Below are 19,063 nucleotides of genomic sequence, written 5' to 3' on the forward strand. Positions count from 1 at the left end.
TCGTCATCCCGTCCCGGCTACCGCGCGGCCAACGTCACCGGTCAGCAGCGTGGAGTAGTGAAACGGATCCGGCAATCCGCGGCAACAGAGTGCGATCGGCGGGAACCCTTCGCCTCCGGCAGTCCACCAGAAACTAGCCGCGGCATAGATTTGAGGGTTCGCGCCGCAGAGCATGCCGAACGACTCGGCAAACCCATCGACCGGTCCCAACGTCGCGTCGGTCAGCGACACGATTGACGGTCCAGCAGTCCCCGACATCCGCAGACGCGGAAGCGCGAGACGATCCAGCGCATTAGAGATCTGTTCGAACGTCGCAGCCCGATCCAGGGTCGACAGCAGGAATGTCTCCACTTGCCCAAACCACTCGTCCTGTGGATCGATGCTCGGCGGCGATAGCGCGGCGACATCATCCAACACCGCATGCAACGTCAACGGATAGTATCGCCCCACCCCGTCAAGCGACGGCATGATCGCTCCCGCGACGGTGGTGCCGCAGATTGCGGCTCCAAGCCAGAATCGCCAAACCGGCGCGGTCAGAAATGCTCCCTGCCAGGCAGCGCCGAGCTGATGGCGGCTCGCGGAGATGGCAGCCTGCACCCACGGCTCCCAGACTTCCAGGAAGCTGCGCGGCGTCGCGATCGCGATGAAATCACGCTTGGCGCCGATCTTGCCGAATAAGCCGCATCGCATGGTCATATTCCGGTCGGGCATCGAAATTCGCGAAGCACTGACAGGTTTAGCGGATTGCGTAACGATCCGGTCGAAATCTGATAGTTGAGCTCACGTCCGGCAACAATGAACGTGGCGCTGGCGGTTTCCGCCTTGGCGACCAGCGAGCCAGCCTCCAGCATGCGGAACAATGACCAGGGGCCGATGCGCTCAAGCACCGATGGCGAGCCGTTCTCGTTGCTGACTGAAATTGCCGTCCGCGGCGATGGGCCCGGCCAGAGCACAGTCGTAGGTGAATTGCTCTGCGGCGGCGACGGAGCGGCGGGTTGCGGCGCGCCAAACATAGAGGGAGCTGCGGCTGGTCCTGGCGTAGTGGGGCTGGTGATCGTCGTGCCGCCGATCTCAGTCTTGACCGTGATGCCCGGTCCGGCCGCGGGCGGCGGCCGGATCGCAAAGGACACCGCCGGCACACTGCCGCCAGTCTGGAAAAAGGCATCGCGGATATAGGCCGCATTCTGGAACTGCTTCAATGTGTCGGGCGAGAATGATCGGCCGACAGGGCTCTCCTTCCGCCAAACCCAGTCCGAGCGCGAAGTATCGGCGTAAGGCGCCAGGAATTGAGTGAAGAACTTGTCCATGATGCCGTTCGGGCTGAACAGCTTGGCGAAGTCAGCGAGCGGGACTTCCTGACCACTGCTCCGGACAAAGGGGTAACGGTTGGTCACCGTCTGCTGACAGACCGGCGTGACTTGATCGCGCAACGACTGCAGGATCTGACCGGCCGTGGAGGCGGCGATACTGCCTTCGAACTCCGCGGCCGCCGCACGCAGCATATCGGAAAATGGTGGCGGCATGCGCGAGGCGTTGTTGCGCAGCGCTGCAACCTGGGTCTGAAGCCCCGCAGTTGCCTGCGCCGTCAGTTGCGGATTCTCGACCATCAACGTCAGATTCTGCGCGATGTCGTTGAGATTTGCGATCGTCGAGTCGATTGGCCGGCGGGTGCTCTCCCCTTCGAGCACCGCATGGTAGGGCTTGAACTGCGACTCGATCGCCGCACCCGGCGTGCCATCCTGGGCATTGTTGAACAGCGCAGGCGTGGTCACCGCTGGCGTGCCGGCACTTGCCGGCTTCGGGCGTTCCTTGGTCAGCATCGTCTCATCACGCACCGATTCCAGGATTTGCCGCATCGGCGAGGTCGGCGCCGAAAGCGCCCTGAGCACCTCGTATTTCGGCTTGTCCGCAAGCAATTTCTTCAGACGCAGACTGCCAAGCGCAGCACGCCATGCCGTTACAAAATCATTGGAGTAGATGCTGAGCAGATCGCCAGCCAGATTGTCATACTGCTGGTCAATGGCCGACTGCTGGCCAGCGTCACCCAACACCCATCGCTCCCGCTTCATGCGCTCCGACAAACCGGGCAGTCGAGCGATGAACTTCTGCTGGAATCCGTTGTAAGTGAAGAACTCGGGCACCCGCACATTGTCCAAGGGCTGCCCGGTCGTGGTTTCAAAGACAACTGCTACATCCGGACCGCCTCGGCGGCCGACGACCCAGTCGCCCGCGGTCGATCCGCGAGCCTCCGACTTCAGGAACTCGTAGGTACGTTGCGACACGCTAAGGCGCGCCAAGGAATTCTGGGCCTGCTTGATCAGCCGGCCGTCAAGCCCAACCAGCGGTAGCTGCTCGGTTTCGAGGTCGAACATTGCAACAAGATTTTCATCGAGCAGACGCCGTCCTTCCGCATTGGTCGCGCCGGGATAAAGGTTGTCCGCCCAGTCGCGCTGCATCCACGAGCGGATCAACTCCCGGTCCGGGGATTGCAGGCCGCCAAGCATCAAGTAGACCTTCAGCGCCTCATAGACGAAGGCAGGCTCATTGATACGCGCATTAAGCTGCTCTTCCAAACGGTACAGCAAGCGAGGCCTGAACATGCGCTCGAGCGCAGTGTGATAGGCTGCCTTCGCGGGCGACAGCAGGCGCGCGTGCTGACTGAGCCCGTAGCGCGCCGAGAGCGCTACCGGCTCATTCCGTGATGCGTAGCCGGCGGGCGCGTTCCGCAGTCGATAGAGCAGCGGCAGCACCTTGTCGAGATCGTGATCGGCGATCAGCGTTTGCTTGATGAGCGGCGCCCCGGCGGCCGCATACTCCCTGTCCGCCTGCAAGCTCTGCTCGATCAGGTCGGAGTTGCGCTTGTAGCTTGTCAGCCAAGCACCGATCAATCCGATCGCCACCAAACCTATCACCGACAGCGCCGCGGTCTTGAGGATCAGGGCACGGCGCACCGCAGCACGGTCGGTCGAAACCCAGTCGGCCTCACCGATGATGACCTTCGAAATCAAATCGGCAAGGAAATAGCTCTTGCCGGTTCCAGAGTACGATCCGGCACCGACTTCCTCCGCGCCGAACGTACGCGCCAGCGATCCGATCAATTGATCGATCGGCGTACCCTGCTGAGTGCCGGAGGTGAAATAGAACCCACGCAGGTTGGCGTTCACGTGATACCGCGTCGGCTCAAAAATCTGATTGAGGAAATCGTGGATTTGCGGCTTGAGCCGCGCCATCTGCGCCGGGAAGCCGAACAGCTGCACCCGGTGCTGCGGCGTGGGCTCGTCCTGGAGACGGTCGAGAGTTTCCTCGCTCAGGCGCTCCAGCAGGCGATCGAATTCGCCCGGGACCTGCCCCACCAGATTCTGGGTCTTGTCGGCGGTCTGGAAGGTGGCGCCCCAGACCTGGCGCCGGCCGGCCTCGCCGAGATAGGCGAAATATTCGGTGAAACCGGCAACGAGATCGGCCTTGGTGAACAGCGCGTAGACCGGGAAGCTCACCTTCAGCCGTTGATGCAGTTCGAGCAGTCGCATCCTGATGGCATCGGCATGAAGCGCGAGTTCCTGCTTCGGCAGCGTCAGCACGTCCTCCAGGCTGATTGCGACGAGAACACCGTTGATCGGCTGGTGCGGCCGATTTTTTTTCAGGATGTCCAGAAAAGACAGCCAGCTTTCCTTGTCGGCCTTGCTGTTTGAATCCTGGGTCGTGTAGCGACCGGCGGTATCGATCAGCACCGCTTCCTCGGTGAACCACCAGTCACAGTAGCGAGTGCCGCCGACCCCGGCGATCGCCTCCGGCGTTGCCCCTCGCGCGAGCGGAAACTTGAGTCCCGAATTCACCAACGCCGTGGTTTTTCCCGCACCGGGCGGACCGATGATGACGTACCAGGGCAGATCGTAGAGATAACCGGACTTGTTGCCGCTCGCGGTCTTGAGCGTTGCGAGCGCGTCCTTCATGCGCTCCTTGAGCACCGGCTCGTCGCTGACGGCCTGATCCGCACCGCTGACGCCGTCAGCTATTTCCTTCGCGTTCTTGCGTCGCCTGAAGAAATGAAGACCGGTGACACCTGCCGCTGCGGCGCCGAGCAGCAGGATCGCGATCTGGCGAATGATGTGATTTTCCAATGGATGCCAGTCACCGAAAGCAATGAAGGGACCGGCAAGGTAGATCACCGCCCCAAGCGAGCTGAGCCCGACTCCATAGAGAACGATGCGTAGAATGTCCTTGGCGAGCATATTTACCGGTACCTGTCGCTTACGCGTGAACTTGTGGCGTCCGCCTATTCGCTACGTTCGATGAAGATTTCGACCCGACGATTTTTGGCCCGTCCCTCCGGTGTCGCATTGCTGGCAATCGGTGAATCCGATCCCTTGCCGTCGACGTCGATGCGCGAACCATCCGCGAGGCCGGGTTTCAGCGCGGCGGCAACCGCCCTGGCGCGCTCGACCGACAATTCGAAATTCGAGGGAAAACGCACGGTGCGGATCGGCGAGCTGTCGGTGTGGCCAACCACTCGGATGCGGCCGGGCTCCTTGTCGAGCGTCGCCGCAACGCGGGCCGCGATCGGCTTGAAGCCATCCAGGATGGTTGCCTCGCCCGAGGCAAACAATGCGAGATCGCAGACCCTGATCACGATGAAGCTCGCCGTCTGATCCGCCGTCATGGCGCAGGCCGTCTTCTCCTGCGCGAGCGCGTTGCGAATGCGCTGCAGCTGGGTAATACGATCTGGGGGTGGCGGCGGAGGTGGAGGTGGCGGCGGCGCAACGACGCGGCGCTTGAGCTCGATTGGATCGCCGGGATGCAATGCCAGCGCTGCTTCCGCGGCGTTCTCTGCACGGCCAGCCAGCAATGTCCGCAGTACAAAATAGGATCCCGTCAGCAGCGCGGCGACCACGGCCGCCACCAGCCAAACCGGAATACGCAGGTGCTTCCGCCGACCGGCCAAGGCCTGTCCGCGCCAGTGCGGCGACAAATCGTTGGTCGGCTTGGGTCGAACCCGGCGCAACGTCTCATAGAGGTTGCGCTGGATCACCTGGAGGTTCGCAAGCCCGCCCGGCGACGTCCGGTGAATGCCCTGGAACCCGAGTGCAAGACAAGCGTGCTGCAGTTCGAGCACCGGATAGTTGACCAGCGGATCAGTCTTCAAATGGTCGAGAATCTCGAAAAAGCGTACGCCGCCCACACGTTCGCCGAAGAACCGGCTGAGCATCGAGTACTGCGCCCAGACGTGTCGATCGTCGGTCGGAATGTGTTGCACAATATCATCGGCGGTAGCACACAGGATGTACTTCGCGGTATTGGCCTGGTGCTCGGAAATGCCGGCCGAGCGGATATCCTTCTCGAAGAACTTGATGGCGTCGGCGACCTGCTCCATCAGGCTCGCGAATGACGCCCTCATCAGCGCTACTCGCAGCCGGCCAAGCAACTGCAGTAAGGGGCCGCCGGCGCGCATCACCGGATTGGCGTTTGGCGCGACCAGATCGTCGACGCGCAAGGGCGGTCCCGGCGGCAAGATCGGTTGCTGCGCCGGAGCCTGCGGCGGTGTCGAAATCCATTCCTCCGACGGCTGGCTGGTCGGCGGGGCGGCGTAGCTTGCGCCCTGCGGTACGGGAGAAAATGACGGCGACGAAGGAGCACCAGGCGCAGCCACGGGCGACGGCGAGTACGCTGCAGGCCCCTCGCCCGCTGGAGATTGAGGAGCCGGAGCCGGAACCGGCGGCATCTTCCCGCCGGGATTCGGACGGATGATGGTCCGCTCACCCCGACCGAAAGGATTAACCGGCTTGTCCCTGTCGGTCATGGCCGCTCTTCCAGGATGGCCCAAAGGTACAACTCAAGCTCCGGCCAGTCGCCGGAAAAGTGCATCCCGATCGAGGCCGCAGTACTGAACTCGGGCCACAGCGGCGACTTGCGATCGAGGTAGAAATAAACGTGGTCTGTAATGGCCCGGATGTGCGGTGGCGGCGTCGGCAAATGCACCAAGGTCAAACCCGGCAGGTTTGCGTGCACGATCTCAGTCATCTTCGTGTTGGGTCCGACCTTGAACAGGTGCGGGAATTCATTCTGGATCTCGACGAGAGGCCGCCGCGCGGCAACCTCCAGCACCAAGGTAGCATTTCGGAACAACGCGCGATCGCGGATCGGCGATACAAATGCGTTCTGGGCTCGTTCGATGATCTCCAGACGGATCGCCCGCCTGCCCAGCCGGGCGCTCAGGAAATCCTGTATGTCGCGCACCAGGGGCGTGAAGACGTATTCGAGATTGTCGTGATCGTATACCGGGTAGTCCCGCGCGCGTCGTTCGGCCGTCGCGAAAGTCGCAAGCTCACCGGCAAACCTCAGCAGTTCTTCGTACAGCCGCTCGGGATGTACGCTGCCGGACCGCTTGAAATGAATCAGAACTGGAATAGTCCGGTTCAGAACCTGCAGCACCAGGTAATCGACGCTCTGCAAACCGCCACCTGACGAAGGATCGACCGCGTAGCGTGCAAGCTCGTCGAGTTTGGTCTCAACCCAGCCAATAATTCGATTGAGCCAACCATCGACGACCGGATGTGCGGCGCAAACCAGCATCGGCGGCACAAACTTGTCGTCGAACAGGATGTTCTTGTCGCGTACTTCGAGGATGCGGGCGATGCCGAGGCCCATGTATCCCGGCTTGCTGGTCTTGCGTAGCTCGAACGACAGCCGCGGATAGACGATATCGATCTCTTCTTCGATGCGCAGCGCCGAGGTTGAATCGATAAACGTTTCGGAAGTCCGGACGTAACGACTTGCGCTGTCAGTGCGATCCTCATCCACCTCCCGCGTATTGGGCGCCGCGACCGGCATCATCAGCCAGACGATCTGGCCTGCGGCCGAATCTGGCACTTCGATGGCTTCCGGGATCGGACTGTCAGCAGGGATATCGAACGGCGTTCCATCGGGCATGACGCCGGTCGCACTGCGTACGGCGAATTTGCTCTGTTGAGTAAGATCGTTATCGATCTCGAGCTGGGCAAAGCCCCATGGGTACGGTGTTGTGTAACGAACACGCTTTTCCAGCAGATGCTCGAGATAGCGATCGTTCTGCTGCAGATGATGCGGCCGCAGAAACAGACCTTCCGACCAGAATACTTTGCTGTACCAGGACATTCCTGCATCCACTTGGCAATGATCGGCGACGGCATCGTCACCAACAGTTCACTTTGACCCCGACTTGTCGGCGCGGTCGTAATATTCAGAGAAATGCAGCATGAAGGTATCGATCGGCGCGCTTTCGTCGCGACCGAGATGCGCCTTCCAGCGCGTCAAGAATTCATCCCACAACTTACTCTTATTCGAGCCGAAAAAGGATCTTGCGCCGCGCTGAAGCTCGAGCTCACGCGCCATCAGCGTCGGATCGATACTGGCGATCAGCCCCCTGACGGCATGCTGCATTGCCGCATAAGTCTTCAATTGATGGGATTTGAGATCCTTGAAGCCCTGCGCGAAGGCATGCGGCGCATCGAGATAACTGCGCGTCGGCGGCCCGAACAGGATACGCATCGCGTCTTCCGCGGTCGGCGAGAATTTGAGCGGATTGTTCTCGATGGCCTGGATGGTGGTTTGACTGGTGCTGCGCGTCAGCTGCTTGGCCTGGGTCCGCGCCTGCAGCAGAGCCATTAGGTTTTCCACGGTCATGCGCAGTATGACGCCCAGCTGCTCCGCGAGTTCGGCCTCGGTCTTGTCGGCAAAGAAATTTTCCGGCAGTCCGGCAGCACGCGCCACCAAGCGCGCAAATTCGGGATTGCCGATCGGCGCGGCCGCAGCCGGTCCCGGCTCGGCCACCCGCGGCCGCGGCGCTCCCGCATGCTCTGCCGGTGGCGGCGCCGGCGGGACAGCCGCTTCATCGTCGGCCCAGACCGATGGTCGGCGCGGCGTCGGCATCGCGTGCAGCACGTCGACCGGCGGGTTTGGCGTGGCGACTGGACCGGCTGCCCAGCTCATGTCGTCGTGCAGAGGCGTCTCCCGTTGAGGCATCTGCGGCCGGACGGGGTCGACGCCCGCCGGCGGAACGCTCGCCGCCCAATCAAGGAATTCCGCATTGACGGGCCGCGCTGCTTCGCGCGGCCTTCTCAACTGCTGGGGGTCGATTGGCGGCGGCACGTCGCGATCGGGAACCCAGAGTTCCTGATAATCGGCGTGCTGCTGCGCGAGAGGAGCTTGCTGCTGCGCGCCGTGGCTCGGGGTGCCCTCGGCACGCTCGTCCAGGTCCAGCGAAACGCCAATGACATAATGGCCGATGACGAGCCGATCGCCATTGCGTAGCCGATGCGCTCCCCGCATGCGCTGGTCGGCACCGTTGAGAAAGGTGCCGTTGGTCGAGACGTCGTGCAACCAGTAGCCACCGTCGCGATAATGGACCTCGCAATGCTTCCCCGAAATCATCCGAGAGGGATCGGGCAATGTCCAATCGAGATGACGATCGCGGCCTATATCGACCGAGCGCCGGCCGGTGACCGTAAATGACACAGGTCCGCCATCGGGGAGGTTGGGCTCGTTCTCGATGTTGAAGCGAAGCACCATCACATCGTCTCGTCAGCGCAGAGGGCGCGGTTCGCCGCGTGCCAATTGAATACCATCCTCCAGGCAGGCCGTCATTATCCGGTCCCTGGACTCACGCGTAAGCCGGCAAAGCCCGATCAAAAGAGCCGCGCGAACCGCCCGCGCCGTCTGATCTGGCTTGGCTTCGACCGGGGCAAATTCCGCAGGGACGACGCTCCCGCCAGACCAGCCCGCCGCCAGCGCCAGCCAAGTCGCCGGCTGCTCGGGATCGTTGGCATTGCCGACCGCCAACGCCTTGTTACGCGATTGCTCGTCTGGCTGCCGGACCCAGGTCTCGACAAAGTTGAGTGACCTGCCTTCGTTGCCGTCGAAATTATCGAACATCTGTCGCAACGAGCGACATCCCCAGGCGACGGCCACGCGCCTGGGGAGCAGATACGCGCAGAAAGATACAGCCTGATGCCAGTTGCCTGCATCAGCGGCTTCCTGCAGGAAATCCAACGACAACTTGTCCGGGGCGGCGTTGCCGACGTCGTAGCGCGCCAGCGGATAGGCTTCAAACAGATCGCGGACTGTGCTGAACCGAACTTGACTCATGGCGTCAGCCGACAATGGTTGGTGTGCCGTGGGCAACCAACGGGCCGCCGGCCGCGAGCGCCATGGCGGCCTGGGCGGTCATGGTGATGGTCGGTGCGTTGATGACGATTCCGGCGGGGGACAGGATGATCTGGCTGGGACCAACTTGGAGGGTGATGTTGACATTGGCCGTGAGGGTGATGCTCAGCCCCGCATTGACGGACTGATCCATCGCCAGCTTGATGTGCTGACCACCCAATTCGATATCAAGCTTGTCATTGCCGTTCTTGAGCGTGGTCTTGCGAGTATCGCCGCCGAACGCTGCTTCACCGATGGTCCTGGTCTCGGTGTCGCGGACCGTTACGTCGTGGTCCTTTTCGGCGTGCAGGGTGATCTTCTCGGACCCTTTCTTGTCCTCGAAGTTCCATTCGTTATAACCGCCCCCTCCCTTGGTCGAGTCGGACTTCAATCCCGCAATCGTCTTCTTGGACGGCAGATCGTAGGGCAGCTTGTATTCATCGTTATAAACCGTGCCGATCACCAAGGGCCGGTCGGGGTCTCCTTCCAGGAATTCCACGACGACTTCCTGCCCGACGCGCGGGATGATCTGACCGCCCCAGCGCTTGCCCGACCAGACTTGGGCCACGCGCAACCGGCACGATCGCTTCTTCTTTCGATCCCAGAAAAAGCGAACGTAGATTTCGCCCAACGGCTCGACGTCGATCTCCTCGCTCGAATTGTCGTCCTTGGTGACGACCTTGGCCGTCTGGATACCATTGATCCTCGGCTTCGGCGTCATCATGGGAGATCGAAACGGCCGATCGCTTGGCAGAAATTCATAGCTGCCGAAGTAGACGTGCTGTCCGCCGTCGCCGGGCCCCCCAGTGCGGTAGGATTCGATGGAAAACGAGTGAGCTGCTTGTACGACGAGATATTCAACGTTCTGCGAGTCTTTCGAGTGCTTCTCGAGCTTGGTTAGTCCGCCGGGGAACAGGTTGACGGCGTCGCCGTTGCCGCGACGGCGCCGATCCATCGCCTGCTCGGCCTGGAGCTGGATCTTGGCGTATCGCTCGCCGTCGGATTTCTCCTTGAACTTGCCGGGATAGTCGTAGAACTCCATCTCGGATCGCGTGTAGTGCTCGGAGCCCTTGGCGTCGCTGATCATCTGCGCGTTGGGTTTCTGGTAGTTGTAGTCGTTGAGCTCGAACTTGCCGGTGCGAAACCGACGCTCGGAAACCCATTCATAAATGTGCTGCTCCTCGCGGCGGTCGGATCCGGTCAGCGGGATATAGGGGATCTTTGCGAGACCGTTGATTGGGCTGTGCGAGGACTTGGAGTCAGCCAGCACCAGCGTATGCTTGCCACCCTCATGCTTGAAGAAGTAGTAGATGCCGTGCTGCTCCATCAACCGGCATACGAAATCCAGATCGGTCTCGCGATACTGAACGCAGTACTCGAGCTTTGGACATGAGCCCTCTTCGGTAAGCTTGGACTCATAATCGGTGAAGCCGCGCTCGTTGAAGACCTCCTTGATGATGTCGGGCGCCTTCTTGTCCTGAAAAATCCTGCAATCGGTGGTGCGCGACAGCAGCCATAACCAGGGTCTCAGCACAATCCGGTAGCTGAAATAGTCGTTCTTGACCCCGAGCCACTGCGCTTCCGTGAGAATGCCGCTGAACTCGCGCTCCTTCCCGTGCAATTTGATGGTGAGCGTGCACTGCTGGCCGATCGCGCGATCGAAGTCGAGATCGGCGTCCTCGCTGAGGCACTCGATACGATAGTCGAACAGTTCACTCAGACCTTCAGAGGCCTCGAACCTGACAAAAACCAGAACGTCCTTGCCAAGGGGGGTCTTGAGCTCGCAAAGCCGGGTATCCTGGGTAAGCTGGCCCATGTGGGCGTTAAACTCCTTCGTTGATCGCACGGTCCGCGCAACCGGCGCATCAGGTCGTCAAGCACGAAACAACTGAAATCCGAGCCAGCCATCGGTAGGATGACCGACAAATCCGCCCGGTGTCGTCCTCTCTTGACGCGCCAAAGTACGCGCCCGATGGAACCATCCTGGCACTCATGTAGTCGGCTCCAAGAGCTTGTTGGTTCACGCGAAACGGTCGTGGCCGCCGGGAATGAACCAAGGTCATCGTTGATCTGACCTAACAGACAATCGGATCATGGTCCTCGCCTGGTCCGCCACTTGTGACGGACTTGGCAAAAGGGGGCCAGGGCTCCGCAGACGGACCATCTTTGCATGCTCGATGTCACATCCCTGACCCAACCCATAGCCCCGGACGATCCCTGCGGGCCTGACCTAGACGCGGCCGGGGATGTCCAGTACCTGAACTTCTTCGCAGGTGCGGAATCGCTGCTTCCGATGTCGTATTTCGAGGTCGTCAACGCCAACGGAGAGCGCGGACGCTTCGACCCAAAGGCCATCGACATTGCCAGCCAGTTCGCCGCAGCGCAGCCGCTCTTGGCACGCACCCGCGATCTGCGCCTGACCACGCTGCTCGCCAAGTTCTCTATCCTGAACCGCGATCTCGACGGCTTTCTCAGCTGCCTGAAGGCGACCACCCTACTGCTTCGTGAACAATGGGAAGCGGTTCACCCGAGGGGCGAGGACGACGACTATGCTTTTCGCGCCGTCACCGTCGAGGCGATTGACGTGTTTCCGACGGTGATCAACCCGCTCCAATTCCTTCCCCTGATCGAAAATCGCAGGCACGGCAGCCTCAACTACCGTGCCTATCAGATTGCCAAGGGCGAAATTCCCGCCGCTGACGCCGACGTCGACATGCCCGATCTCGGAACCATCGAGCGCATTGTCGGCGAGACCGATCTCGACACCCTCAAAGCGGTGAGCGCTCGCTGTTCCGCGGTCGCGGCCGAGATTGCCGACATCAAATCGGTTTGGCGCGAAAAGTTGAACTCAGGGCAACCCATCAGCCTCGACAGGCTTGCGGGTGTCGCGAACGGCATGGCCAACTGGCTCGCGGCTCTCGTGACCGCTCGCGATCCGGCGGCACTTGCCCCATCCCGGGACGAAACTGCTCAAAACGACCAGCAGCTTCCCATTGAAACGGCCGGCGCCGTGACCTCACCGGGACAGGCATCCGCTGCGCTGGCGGCGGCTGCCGCCTATTTCGCGCGAAAGGAACCGTCGAGCCCGGCGCTCTTGCTGGTGCGGCAGGCGCAGGACATGGTCGGCAAATCGTTTATCGAGGTGATGCGGATGCTGATGCCCGCCCACATCGAAAGTGCCGCCATCAATATTGGTCGCGACAAAGTTTTCGACTTGCCGATCGAGCGCATGGCGGAATTCGCCACATCGCTCCCATCTACGGCCGAAAGTAGCGCTCAAGATGCTGTTATTTCAGCAGAAAACAGAGCGCAGGCGTTGGATTTACTGACCAAGGTTGCGGCTTTCTTCCGCGCCGCGGAGCCATCCAGCCCGATCCCGTTCCTGGTCGATCGCGCGCGCGAACTCGCACAACGAGATTTCCTCAGCCTGCTAAGTGACGTCCTGCCTGAGGGCGCTCTGAAGGCGATCGACAAATCGAATTGAACCCGCCTTCGATTCGACGGGACTAAGAGAGCAGAAGGAAGCTCCGCTGACGAAGGACCGAGGCACTTCCCCAGCCCGCGTCGCGCAAGTCGGCTTCCGCACAGATTTTGTGAAGAGGGCAACCCAATGGCAACCGACAGCGGTCAAAAATTCATTCGCCGAAACCGCGCACCGCGCGTGCACATCACTTACGAAGATCCGTACGACGCCGAGCGCCTGATCGAACTGCCGTTTGTCATGGGCGTCCTGTCCGATCTTTCGGGCAACAACCCCGGCGTCGAGAAGGCGAAGGTCGAGGAGCGCAAGTTCCTCGAGTTCGACATGGACAATTTCGACAACCGCATGGCGGCGATCCAGCCCGGCGTGACGACACGTGTCGCCAATCGTCTCAACGATGGGTCTGACGAAAAGATCTCCGTCAACCTGCGCTTCAATAAAATGTCGGACTTCACGCCGGTCGCGGTCGCCCGTCAAGTGTCGGCGACAGCCAAGCTGCTCGAAGCGCGCGAACAGCTCGCCAACCTGCTGCGCTACATGGATGGCAAGGTGGGCGCCGAGGACCAGCTGAAGAAACTCCTTGCTGATCCTCAACTGATGGCCGCGCTGCGCGAGCGCGCGACCAGCCAGTCGTCCGAATCCGACACCAATAGCTAAGGGAAGGAATGGGGACCATGGTAAAAGAAGCTACCCATAAAGAGACCACCACCCAGCTCGGGACCGTCGAGGCTGACGAGTTTGCTGCCCTGCTGAAGCAAAGCTTCAAGCCGCGCACCGAACGTGCGGCAACCGAAGTCGAAAACGCGGTGTCCACGCTCGTTCAAGAGGCGCTCAAGGACACCAGCGTCATCAAGTCGGACGTGCTCGACACCATCGAGGAAATGATCGCGCGGATCGATCAGAAGCTGACCGCGCAGATGAACGAGATCCTGCACGCACCCGAATTCCAGGCGATCGAGAGCGCCTGGCGCGGCCTGCACTACCTCGTCTTCAATTCCGAGACCGACGCGAACCTCAAGATCCGAGTGATGAACGTCTCCAAGACCGAGCTGTACCGGAACCTGCGGCTTTATCCCGATGCCCGCTGGGATCAGAGCCCGCTGTTTAAGCAGATCTACGAGTACGAATTTGGCCAGCTGGGCGGCGAGCCATTCGGCTGCCTGATCGGCGACTATTACTTCAGCCACCTGCCCACCGACGTACAGTTGCTCCGTGATCTCAGCAAGATTGCGGGCGCCGCCCATGCCCCCTTCTTCAGCGGGGCCGAGCCTACGCTGATGGGAATGGACTCGTGGACCGAACTGTCCAACCCTCGTGACATCGGCAAGGTGTTCGACACGCCGGAATATGCCGCATGGAAGGGACTGCGCGACCAGGACGACTCGCGCTATCTCGGCCTTTGCATGCCGCGTGCGCTGGGCCGCCTCCCCTACGGCGCCAAATCGGAGCCCGTGGAAGAATTCGCCTTCGAAGAGGAGACGGACGGACACACCGGTGACAAATACGGCTGGATTAACGCCGCCTATGCGATGGCAGTCAACATCAACCGCGCCTTCAAGGAGTTCGGCTGGTGCACGCGCATCCGCGGTGTGCAGTCGGGCGGCGAGGTCATCAACCTGCCGACGCACACATTCCCGACCGACGACGGTGGCGTCGACCTGAAATGCCCCACCGAGATTGCCATCAGCGATCGCCGCGAGCATGAGCTTGCAAAGGCGGGCCTTATCCCGCTGATCCATCGCAAGAACACCGACAAGGCCGCCTTCATCGGTGCCCAGTCGCTCTACAAGCCGAAGAAATACTTCGGCGAGAAGGGTGTGGACGCAACCGCATCCGACAACCTGTCGTCACGTCTGCCTTACATGTTCGCAGTGTCCCGCTTTGCGCACTACCTGAAATGCATGGTTCGCGACAAGATCGGGTCCATGAAGGAAAAGGATGAGCTGACGGTCTGGCTGCAGACCTGGATCAACGAGTACGTTGATGCCAATCCGGCCTTATCGTCAGAGGCGCAGAAAGCGCGCAAGCCGCTGGCCGCTGCGAAAGTCGAGGTCATAGCAAACGAGGAGAACCCGGGATACTACAACGCGCGCTTCTTTCTCCGTCCACACTTCCAATTGGAAGCGATGGACGTCGGCCTCAGCCTTGTTTCGCGCCTGCCAGGCCCGAGCTCCTGACGCCGCGTTATCGCAACCGTCACTCATCCAGGTTTTTTGAAAGGGCTATAGTATGGCTGTCGATATCTTTTTGAAACTCGATCCGATCAAGGGCGAGTCGCTTGACGACAAACACAAGGACGAGATCGACATTTTGAGCTGGTCGTTTGGCGAGAGCCAAAGCGGCACCTTCCACAGCGGGTCAGGCGGTGGCGCCGGCAAGGTCAACGTTCAGGATCTGCACTTCACGCACTTCGTCGACAAGGCGACGCCTGAACTCTTCAAGGTCTGCGCCAACGGCAAGCACATCGACACCGCGATCCTGACTGTCCGCAAGGCCGGTGAAAATCCGCTGGAGTATCTCAAGATCGAGATGAAGCACGTCCTGGTCTCCAGTGTATCGACCGGCGGATCGCATGGCGAAGATCGTCTCACCGAAAATGTGAGCTTGAACTTCGCGAAGGTGAAGATGACCTACAAGACCCAGACGGAAAAGGGCGGCGCCGGCGCATCGCCGACCTTCGGCTGGGACGTTCCGGCCAACAAGGAATGGGCCTGATCGTAGCTTCCCGTCTGGCGCCGGCTGCCGAGAATGGCAATCGGCGTCGGCGGTACGGAGATCATCAATGACTGTTACGCCAAAGAAGGACCGGCTCTCTCCGCCATTGATGCTGGCCTTTCGTGCGGCTTATGACGCGCGTGATGCGCGCAAGCCACTCGAACTGCGCGATCAGTTCGGTGAGCGGGTCATAGCGGGACGGCGCAGCACTGGTCGTTTCCCGATCTCGGAGACGCTGCTAAGGCGGGAGGTTTCGCATGACGTCGAAACGCTGCTCAATACCATTGCCCTCGAATCGACGCTTGACCTGACCGGCCGCGGCTGCGTCCGCACCTCGATTTTGAACTATGGTTTCCCCGACATCGCAAACCGTTCGGTCGACGAGGTCACGGACGAAGAGCTCAGCGACGCCCTGCGCATGTCGCTTACGACGTATGAGCCGCGCCTCGATCGCAAGTCCATCCGGGTGCGGCGCGACACCTCCGTAGGCCCCGAACAGCTCAAGCTGCGCTTTGTCGTGCAGTCCGACCTGAAGTGCGAGCCGCTCAACGTGCCCGTGGAATTCGTCGCGGACGTCGACCTCGACAGCGGCGACATCCAGATCAATCGACTATAGCATGAACCGCGAGTTCCTCGATTTTTACAACCGTGAACTGTCTCTGCTGTACGAGCATGCGGAAGACTTTGCCAAGGAATATCCTGGTATCGCCGAGCGCCTCGGGGGGCTGATCCGCGATCGCTCAGATCCGATGATTTCGGGCCTGCTCGAAGGCGCCGCATTCCTTGCTGCTCGCGTTCAGCTTAAGCTCAAGCACGAATTTCCGGAGTTCACGGCAAACTTGCTCGAACAGCTTGTTCCGAACTATCTCGCGCCAACTCCGTCTGCCATGCTGGTCAAGGCACAGCCAACATATGCCGATCCGGCATTGCGCGACGGCAGGAAAATCGCCCGGGGCGCCTACTTCGATGCGAGCTATCGCGAGAGGGAACGGAGCCTCGCCTGCCGATTCCGGTTGTGCCGCGATATAGTGCTTTGGCCCTTCGACGTCACCGGCGCCGAATATTTTGCCACTGCGGGCGCATTGCAGGCCCTCGGGATTCCGGTCGGCGGAGAGGTCATTGCGGGGCTCAGGCTTTCCCTGACCCACCGGACCGCAGCGCGGCTCGACGAAGAGCCGGCAGACGCGGAGGCTCGCAACAAGCCGGAAACCTGGTTCGCGGGCTGCCGCACCAGCGAATTGCCCATCTATCTGACCGGCGCCGAATCCGACGCTATCGCGCTCTACGAACAGCTGACTTCGAACTGCATCAATGTCTACTTTCGCTATCTCGACGATTTCGGCGATCCGGTCGTCATCCGGGCCCCGAACGACTGTGTGCAACAAGTCGGCTTCGGCGAGAACGAATCCCTGTTTCCTAACGATAACCGGGTCTTTCGCGGCTCGGAGTTGTTGCGGGAATATTTCGTGTTTCCGCGCAAGTTCCTTGGCATCAATCTGACGGGACTTCGCGCTGTGATGCCGCGGTTGCGCGGCAAGTCAATCGATATCGTCTTCGCGTTCGATGAGCACAACTCACGGCTTGCGGCCTCCGTCCGAGCAGAGACTTTCAGTCTCTACACTGCCCCGGCAATCAACCTGTTCGAGAAGACCACCGATCGCATCCCGGTCAAATCGAATACGCACGAATACCACGTGGTGCCCGACCGAAGCCGCTATCTCGAATACGAGCCGCACCAGGTGCTGGAGGTTTACGCGCACTTTCCCGCAGAAAAAGACAAGCGGCACGTGCGTCCCCTGTACTCCGCCGCAGTCGATCGCACGGCCGCATCGGTCGAGGGACTTTATTTTACAGTTCGTCGGCTACCACGGCGCCGCACCGTCGAGGAAAAGACATTTGGCACGGCCTCCGACTACACCGGGACGGACATGTTCCTTTCGCTGCTCGAGCCCCGCGACCTGAGCGGCGACGGATCCGCGGCCGAACTGAGCGTCCGGGCGTTGTGCTCCAACCGGCATCTCACGGAACATCTGCCGGTCGGCCAAGGCGGAGCCGACTTTCGCCTGCTGGATGACACCTCGCTCGAGCTGATGTGCATAGCCGGGCCCACGCGGCCACGCGAGCCGGTGGTGGCGCAGTTGCGCAGTCGCAGCGAAATCGCCAATAGCGGTGTTGTCAGTTGGCGCCTGATCAACATGCTGAGTTTGAACTATCTCGGCCTCGTAGAACGCAGCGGCGGCAAGAACGCGGGAGCACTGCGGGAGATGCTGTCATTGTTCGCCGACCAGTTCGACGACGCTACGGAACGAAAGATTCGCGGCGTGCGCAGCGTCGAGAGCAGGCCCGTGGTGCGGCGGGTGCGTGAGCGTACCGGCAGTGGCGCAGCGCGCGGCCTGGAGATCACCGTCACACTCGACGAGAAGGCATTTGAAGGCAGTGGCGTGTTCCTGCTCGGGGCTGTGCTGGAACGCTTCTTCGCCGACTATTCGGGCTTCAACACCTTCACCCAAACGGTCATATCGACTTCGGAACGCGGCGAGATCATGCGTTGGCCGGCCCGCATGGGCACAAGGAGGCCGCTGTAATGCTGATCGACCAGATGAAGGCCGAGCCCTGGCGGTTTGATTTCTTCCAGACGCTCCGCCGGCTAGAGCGATCCAACCCGGATCGGCCGCGGATCGGCGACAGTGCCGCGCGGCGCGAGGAATTTGTTGACCTTGGTCAATCTCCGTATCTGGAATTTCCCGCGTCCAATCTGAGCTCAGTCGACGACCGCGATGGCAGGCTCAGAATCCTGGTCAAATTCCTCGGTCTGCTCGGACCGCAAGGCGCACTGCCTCTGGCCACCACAGACGAGAGCGTCGGCTGGCAGTTGATGCGAGACGACGCCTTTCCGCGCTTTCTCGACCTTCTCAATGGACGCTTTCTGCAATTGTTCTTTCGCGCCTGGGCGGACGCACGGCCAATCGCGCAGCATGACAGGCCATCGGATGACCGCTTCATCGCCTATGTCGGCTCCTTTGCCGGCCTTGGCTCTGATATCTTTGCTAATCGAGACACGATACCAGACATGGCGAAGCTCAGCTTCGCTGGACTGGTCTCACCAAGGGCGAAATCCGCGTCACGACTGGCCCGGCTACTGCAGGGGCTGTTCGACGTCAGGGTCGAGATCGACGAATTTGTCGGCACCTGGCTCCCGTTCGAGGCGAGCCATTGCAGCCGCCTCGGCGTGGCGCACGCCAGGCTCGGCCACGACGCGCTTCTGGGCTCGCGGGTGTTCAGTGTCGAAGACAAGATCAGGGTTCGCGTTTTCGTGAAGGATTTCGCTCAATACGAGCAGTTCCTGCCCACTGAAGTGCCTAACCTGTCCGAGCCCCTGGCTGACGCCGTGTACTTCTATATCGGCGACGAACTCGAGTGGGAGGTGGAACTCGCCATTCCGGCGGGAGCAGTCGTCCCGATGAAGCTTGGACAGAGCGGACGCCTTGGGTGGACCAGCTGGGTTTCGCCGAACTGGGCCTCGACCGAGGAATATCGCCGCGATGCTCGCTTTCACCTTGCCGAGCGTCTGAGAGCCCGGCGAAGCGCCGCGACAGATGCCCCGCCGATTTGAACCAATGCACCGGTCCAATTGTCCTAACATCATGGAATTCGCGCCAGTTTCCACGATGGCGGGACATCGCCCGGGGGAAC

At 61.0% G+C, this 19,063-nt stretch carries 14 protein-coding genes; 7 read left to right on the forward strand and 7 right to left on the reverse strand.

Features of this window, described 5'->3' with window-relative positions:
* Positions 1 to 3 precede the first annotated feature (3 nt).
* The 7 genes from tagF to HAP47_RS26175 all read right to left on the reverse strand — a co-directional run bounded on the left by tagF (position 4) and on the right by HAP47_RS26175 (position 10,990).
* Positions 4 to 696, reverse strand: a complete 693-nt coding sequence (gene tagF / locus HAP47_RS26145; RefSeq protein ID WP_173643112.1) for a type VI secretion system-associated protein TagF — start codon at positions 694 to 696, stop codon at positions 4 to 6.
* Positions 693 to 4,229: a type VI secretion system membrane subunit TssM gene (tssM, locus tag HAP47_RS26150; protein WP_173642136.1), complete on the reverse strand. Its 3,537-nt coding sequence runs from the start codon at positions 4,227 to 4,229 to the stop codon at positions 693 to 695. Before tssM ends, tagF begins: the two co-directional genes overlap by 4 nt.
* A 44-nt stretch (positions 4,230 to 4,273) precedes the next feature.
* Positions 4,274 to 5,644, reverse strand: coding sequence for a type VI secretion system protein TssL, long form (tssL, locus tag HAP47_RS26155; protein ID WP_305879356.1), 1,371 nt, complete (start codon positions 5,642 to 5,644; stop codon positions 4,274 to 4,276).
* Between the two features lie 146 nt (positions 5,645 to 5,790).
* The gene (tssK, locus tag HAP47_RS26160) at positions 5,791 to 7,128 is read right to left on the reverse strand and encodes a type VI secretion system baseplate subunit TssK (protein WP_173642134.1); all 1,338 of its coding nucleotides are present in this window, start codon (positions 7,126 to 7,128) and stop codon (positions 5,791 to 5,793) included.
* 48 nt (positions 7,129 to 7,176) lie between these two features.
* Positions 7,177 to 8,541: a type VI secretion system-associated FHA domain protein TagH gene (tagH, locus tag HAP47_RS26165; RefSeq protein ID WP_173642133.1), complete on the reverse strand. Its 1,365-nt coding sequence runs from the start codon at positions 8,539 to 8,541 to the stop codon at positions 7,177 to 7,179.
* A 12-nt stretch (positions 8,542 to 8,553) separates the two neighbouring features.
* The gene (locus tag HAP47_RS26170; protein WP_173642132.1) at positions 8,554 to 9,117 is read right to left on the reverse strand and encodes a DUF6931 family protein; all 564 of its coding nucleotides are present in this window, start codon (positions 9,115 to 9,117) and stop codon (positions 8,554 to 8,556) included.
* A 4-nt stretch (positions 9,118 to 9,121) separates the two neighbouring features.
* Entirely contained in the window at positions 9,122 to 10,990 is a 1,869-nt protein-coding gene (locus HAP47_RS26175) for a type VI secretion system Vgr family protein (protein WP_173642131.1), read from the reverse strand.
* 354 nt (positions 10,991 to 11,344) lie between these two features.
* Between HAP47_RS26175 and HAP47_RS26180 the strand changes: the two genes are divergently transcribed.
* The 7 genes from HAP47_RS26180 to tssG all read left to right on the forward strand — a co-directional run bounded on the left by HAP47_RS26180 (position 11,345) and on the right by tssG (position 18,983).
* Positions 11,345 to 12,658 (forward strand): ImpA family type VI secretion system protein, encoded by a 1,314-nt coding sequence (locus HAP47_RS26180; RefSeq protein WP_173642130.1) that lies wholly within the window; start codon positions 11,345 to 11,347, stop codon positions 12,656 to 12,658.
* A 126-nt stretch (positions 12,659 to 12,784) separates the two neighbouring features.
* Positions 12,785 to 13,312, forward strand: a complete 528-nt coding sequence (gene tssB / locus HAP47_RS26185) for a type VI secretion system contractile sheath small subunit (protein WP_173642129.1) — start codon at positions 12,785 to 12,787, stop codon at positions 13,310 to 13,312.
* Positions 13,313 to 13,329: 17 nt separating this feature from the next.
* On the forward strand, positions 13,330 to 14,832 hold the full coding sequence (tssC, locus tag HAP47_RS26190; protein ID WP_173642128.1) for a type VI secretion system contractile sheath large subunit: 1,503 nt from the start codon (positions 13,330 to 13,332) through the stop codon (positions 14,830 to 14,832).
* Between the two features lie 52 nt (positions 14,833 to 14,884).
* The gene (locus tag HAP47_RS26195; RefSeq protein WP_163153143.1) at positions 14,885 to 15,370 is read left to right on the forward strand and encodes an Hcp family type VI secretion system effector; all 486 of its coding nucleotides are present in this window, start codon (positions 14,885 to 14,887) and stop codon (positions 15,368 to 15,370) included.
* Between the two features lie 67 nt (positions 15,371 to 15,437).
* Positions 15,438 to 15,986 carry a type VI secretion system baseplate subunit TssE gene (gene tssE, locus HAP47_RS26200; protein WP_173642127.1) on the forward strand — a complete coding sequence of 183 codons (549 nt, stop codon included), beginning with the start codon at positions 15,438 to 15,440 and terminating at the stop codon, positions 15,984 to 15,986.
* A 1-nt stretch (position 15,987) separates the two neighbouring features.
* A complete protein-coding gene (gene tssF / locus HAP47_RS26205) occupies positions 15,988 to 17,955 on the forward strand; it encodes a type VI secretion system baseplate subunit TssF (protein ID WP_173642126.1) in 1,968 nt (655 codons plus the stop codon).
* Positions 17,919 to 18,983, forward strand: coding sequence for a type VI secretion system baseplate subunit TssG (tssG, locus tag HAP47_RS26210; protein WP_173642125.1), 1,065 nt, complete (start codon positions 17,919 to 17,921; stop codon positions 18,981 to 18,983). The genes tssF and tssG overlap by 37 nt, the downstream gene beginning before the upstream one ends.
* The last annotated feature ends 80 nt before the right edge of the window (positions 18,984 to 19,063 follow it).

The sequence above is a fragment of the Bradyrhizobium sp. 41S5 genome (assembly GCF_011516665.3).
GTDB lineage: Bacteria > Pseudomonadota > Alphaproteobacteria > Rhizobiales > Xanthobacteraceae > Bradyrhizobium > Bradyrhizobium quebecense.

Bases quoted from the DNA above. Each gene is read 5' to 3' on its own strand.
- tagH (WP_173642133.1), bottom strand. From the start codon at position 8,541: ATGGTGCTTCGCTTCAACATCGAGAACGAGCCCAACCTCCCCGATGGC.
- HAP47_RS26175 (WP_173642131.1), bottom strand. From the start codon at position 10,990: ATGGGCCAGCTTACCCAGGATACCCGGCTTTGCGAGCTCAAGACCCCC.
- tagF (WP_173643112.1), bottom strand. From the start codon at position 696: ATGACCATGCGATGCGGCTTATTCGGCAAGATCGGCGCCAAGCGTGAT.
- HAP47_RS26195 (WP_163153143.1), top strand. From the start codon at position 14,885: ATGGCTGTCGATATCTTTTTGAAACTCGATCCGATCAAGGGCGAGTCG.
- HAP47_RS26170 (WP_173642132.1), bottom strand. From the start codon at position 9,117: ATGAGTCAAGTTCGGTTCAGCACAGTCCGCGATCTGTTTGAAGCCTAT.
- tssB (WP_173642129.1), top strand. From the start codon at position 12,785: ATGGCAACCGACAGCGGTCAAAAATTCATTCGCCGAAACCGCGCACCG.
- tssC (WP_173642128.1), top strand. From the start codon at position 13,330: ATGGTAAAAGAAGCTACCCATAAAGAGACCACCACCCAGCTCGGGACC.
- HAP47_RS26180 (WP_173642130.1), top strand. From the start codon at position 11,345: ATGCTCGATGTCACATCCCTGACCCAACCCATAGCCCCGGACGATCCC.
- tssK (WP_173642134.1), bottom strand. From the start codon at position 7,128: ATGTCCTGGTACAGCAAAGTATTCTGGTCGGAAGGTCTGTTTCTGCGG.
- tssF (WP_173642126.1), top strand. From the start codon at position 15,988: ATGAACCGCGAGTTCCTCGATTTTTACAACCGTGAACTGTCTCTGCTG.
- tssM (WP_173642136.1), bottom strand. From the start codon at position 4,229: ATGCTCGCCAAGGACATTCTACGCATCGTTCTCTATGGAGTCGGGCTC.
- tssE (WP_173642127.1), top strand. From the start codon at position 15,438: ATGACTGTTACGCCAAAGAAGGACCGGCTCTCTCCGCCATTGATGCTG.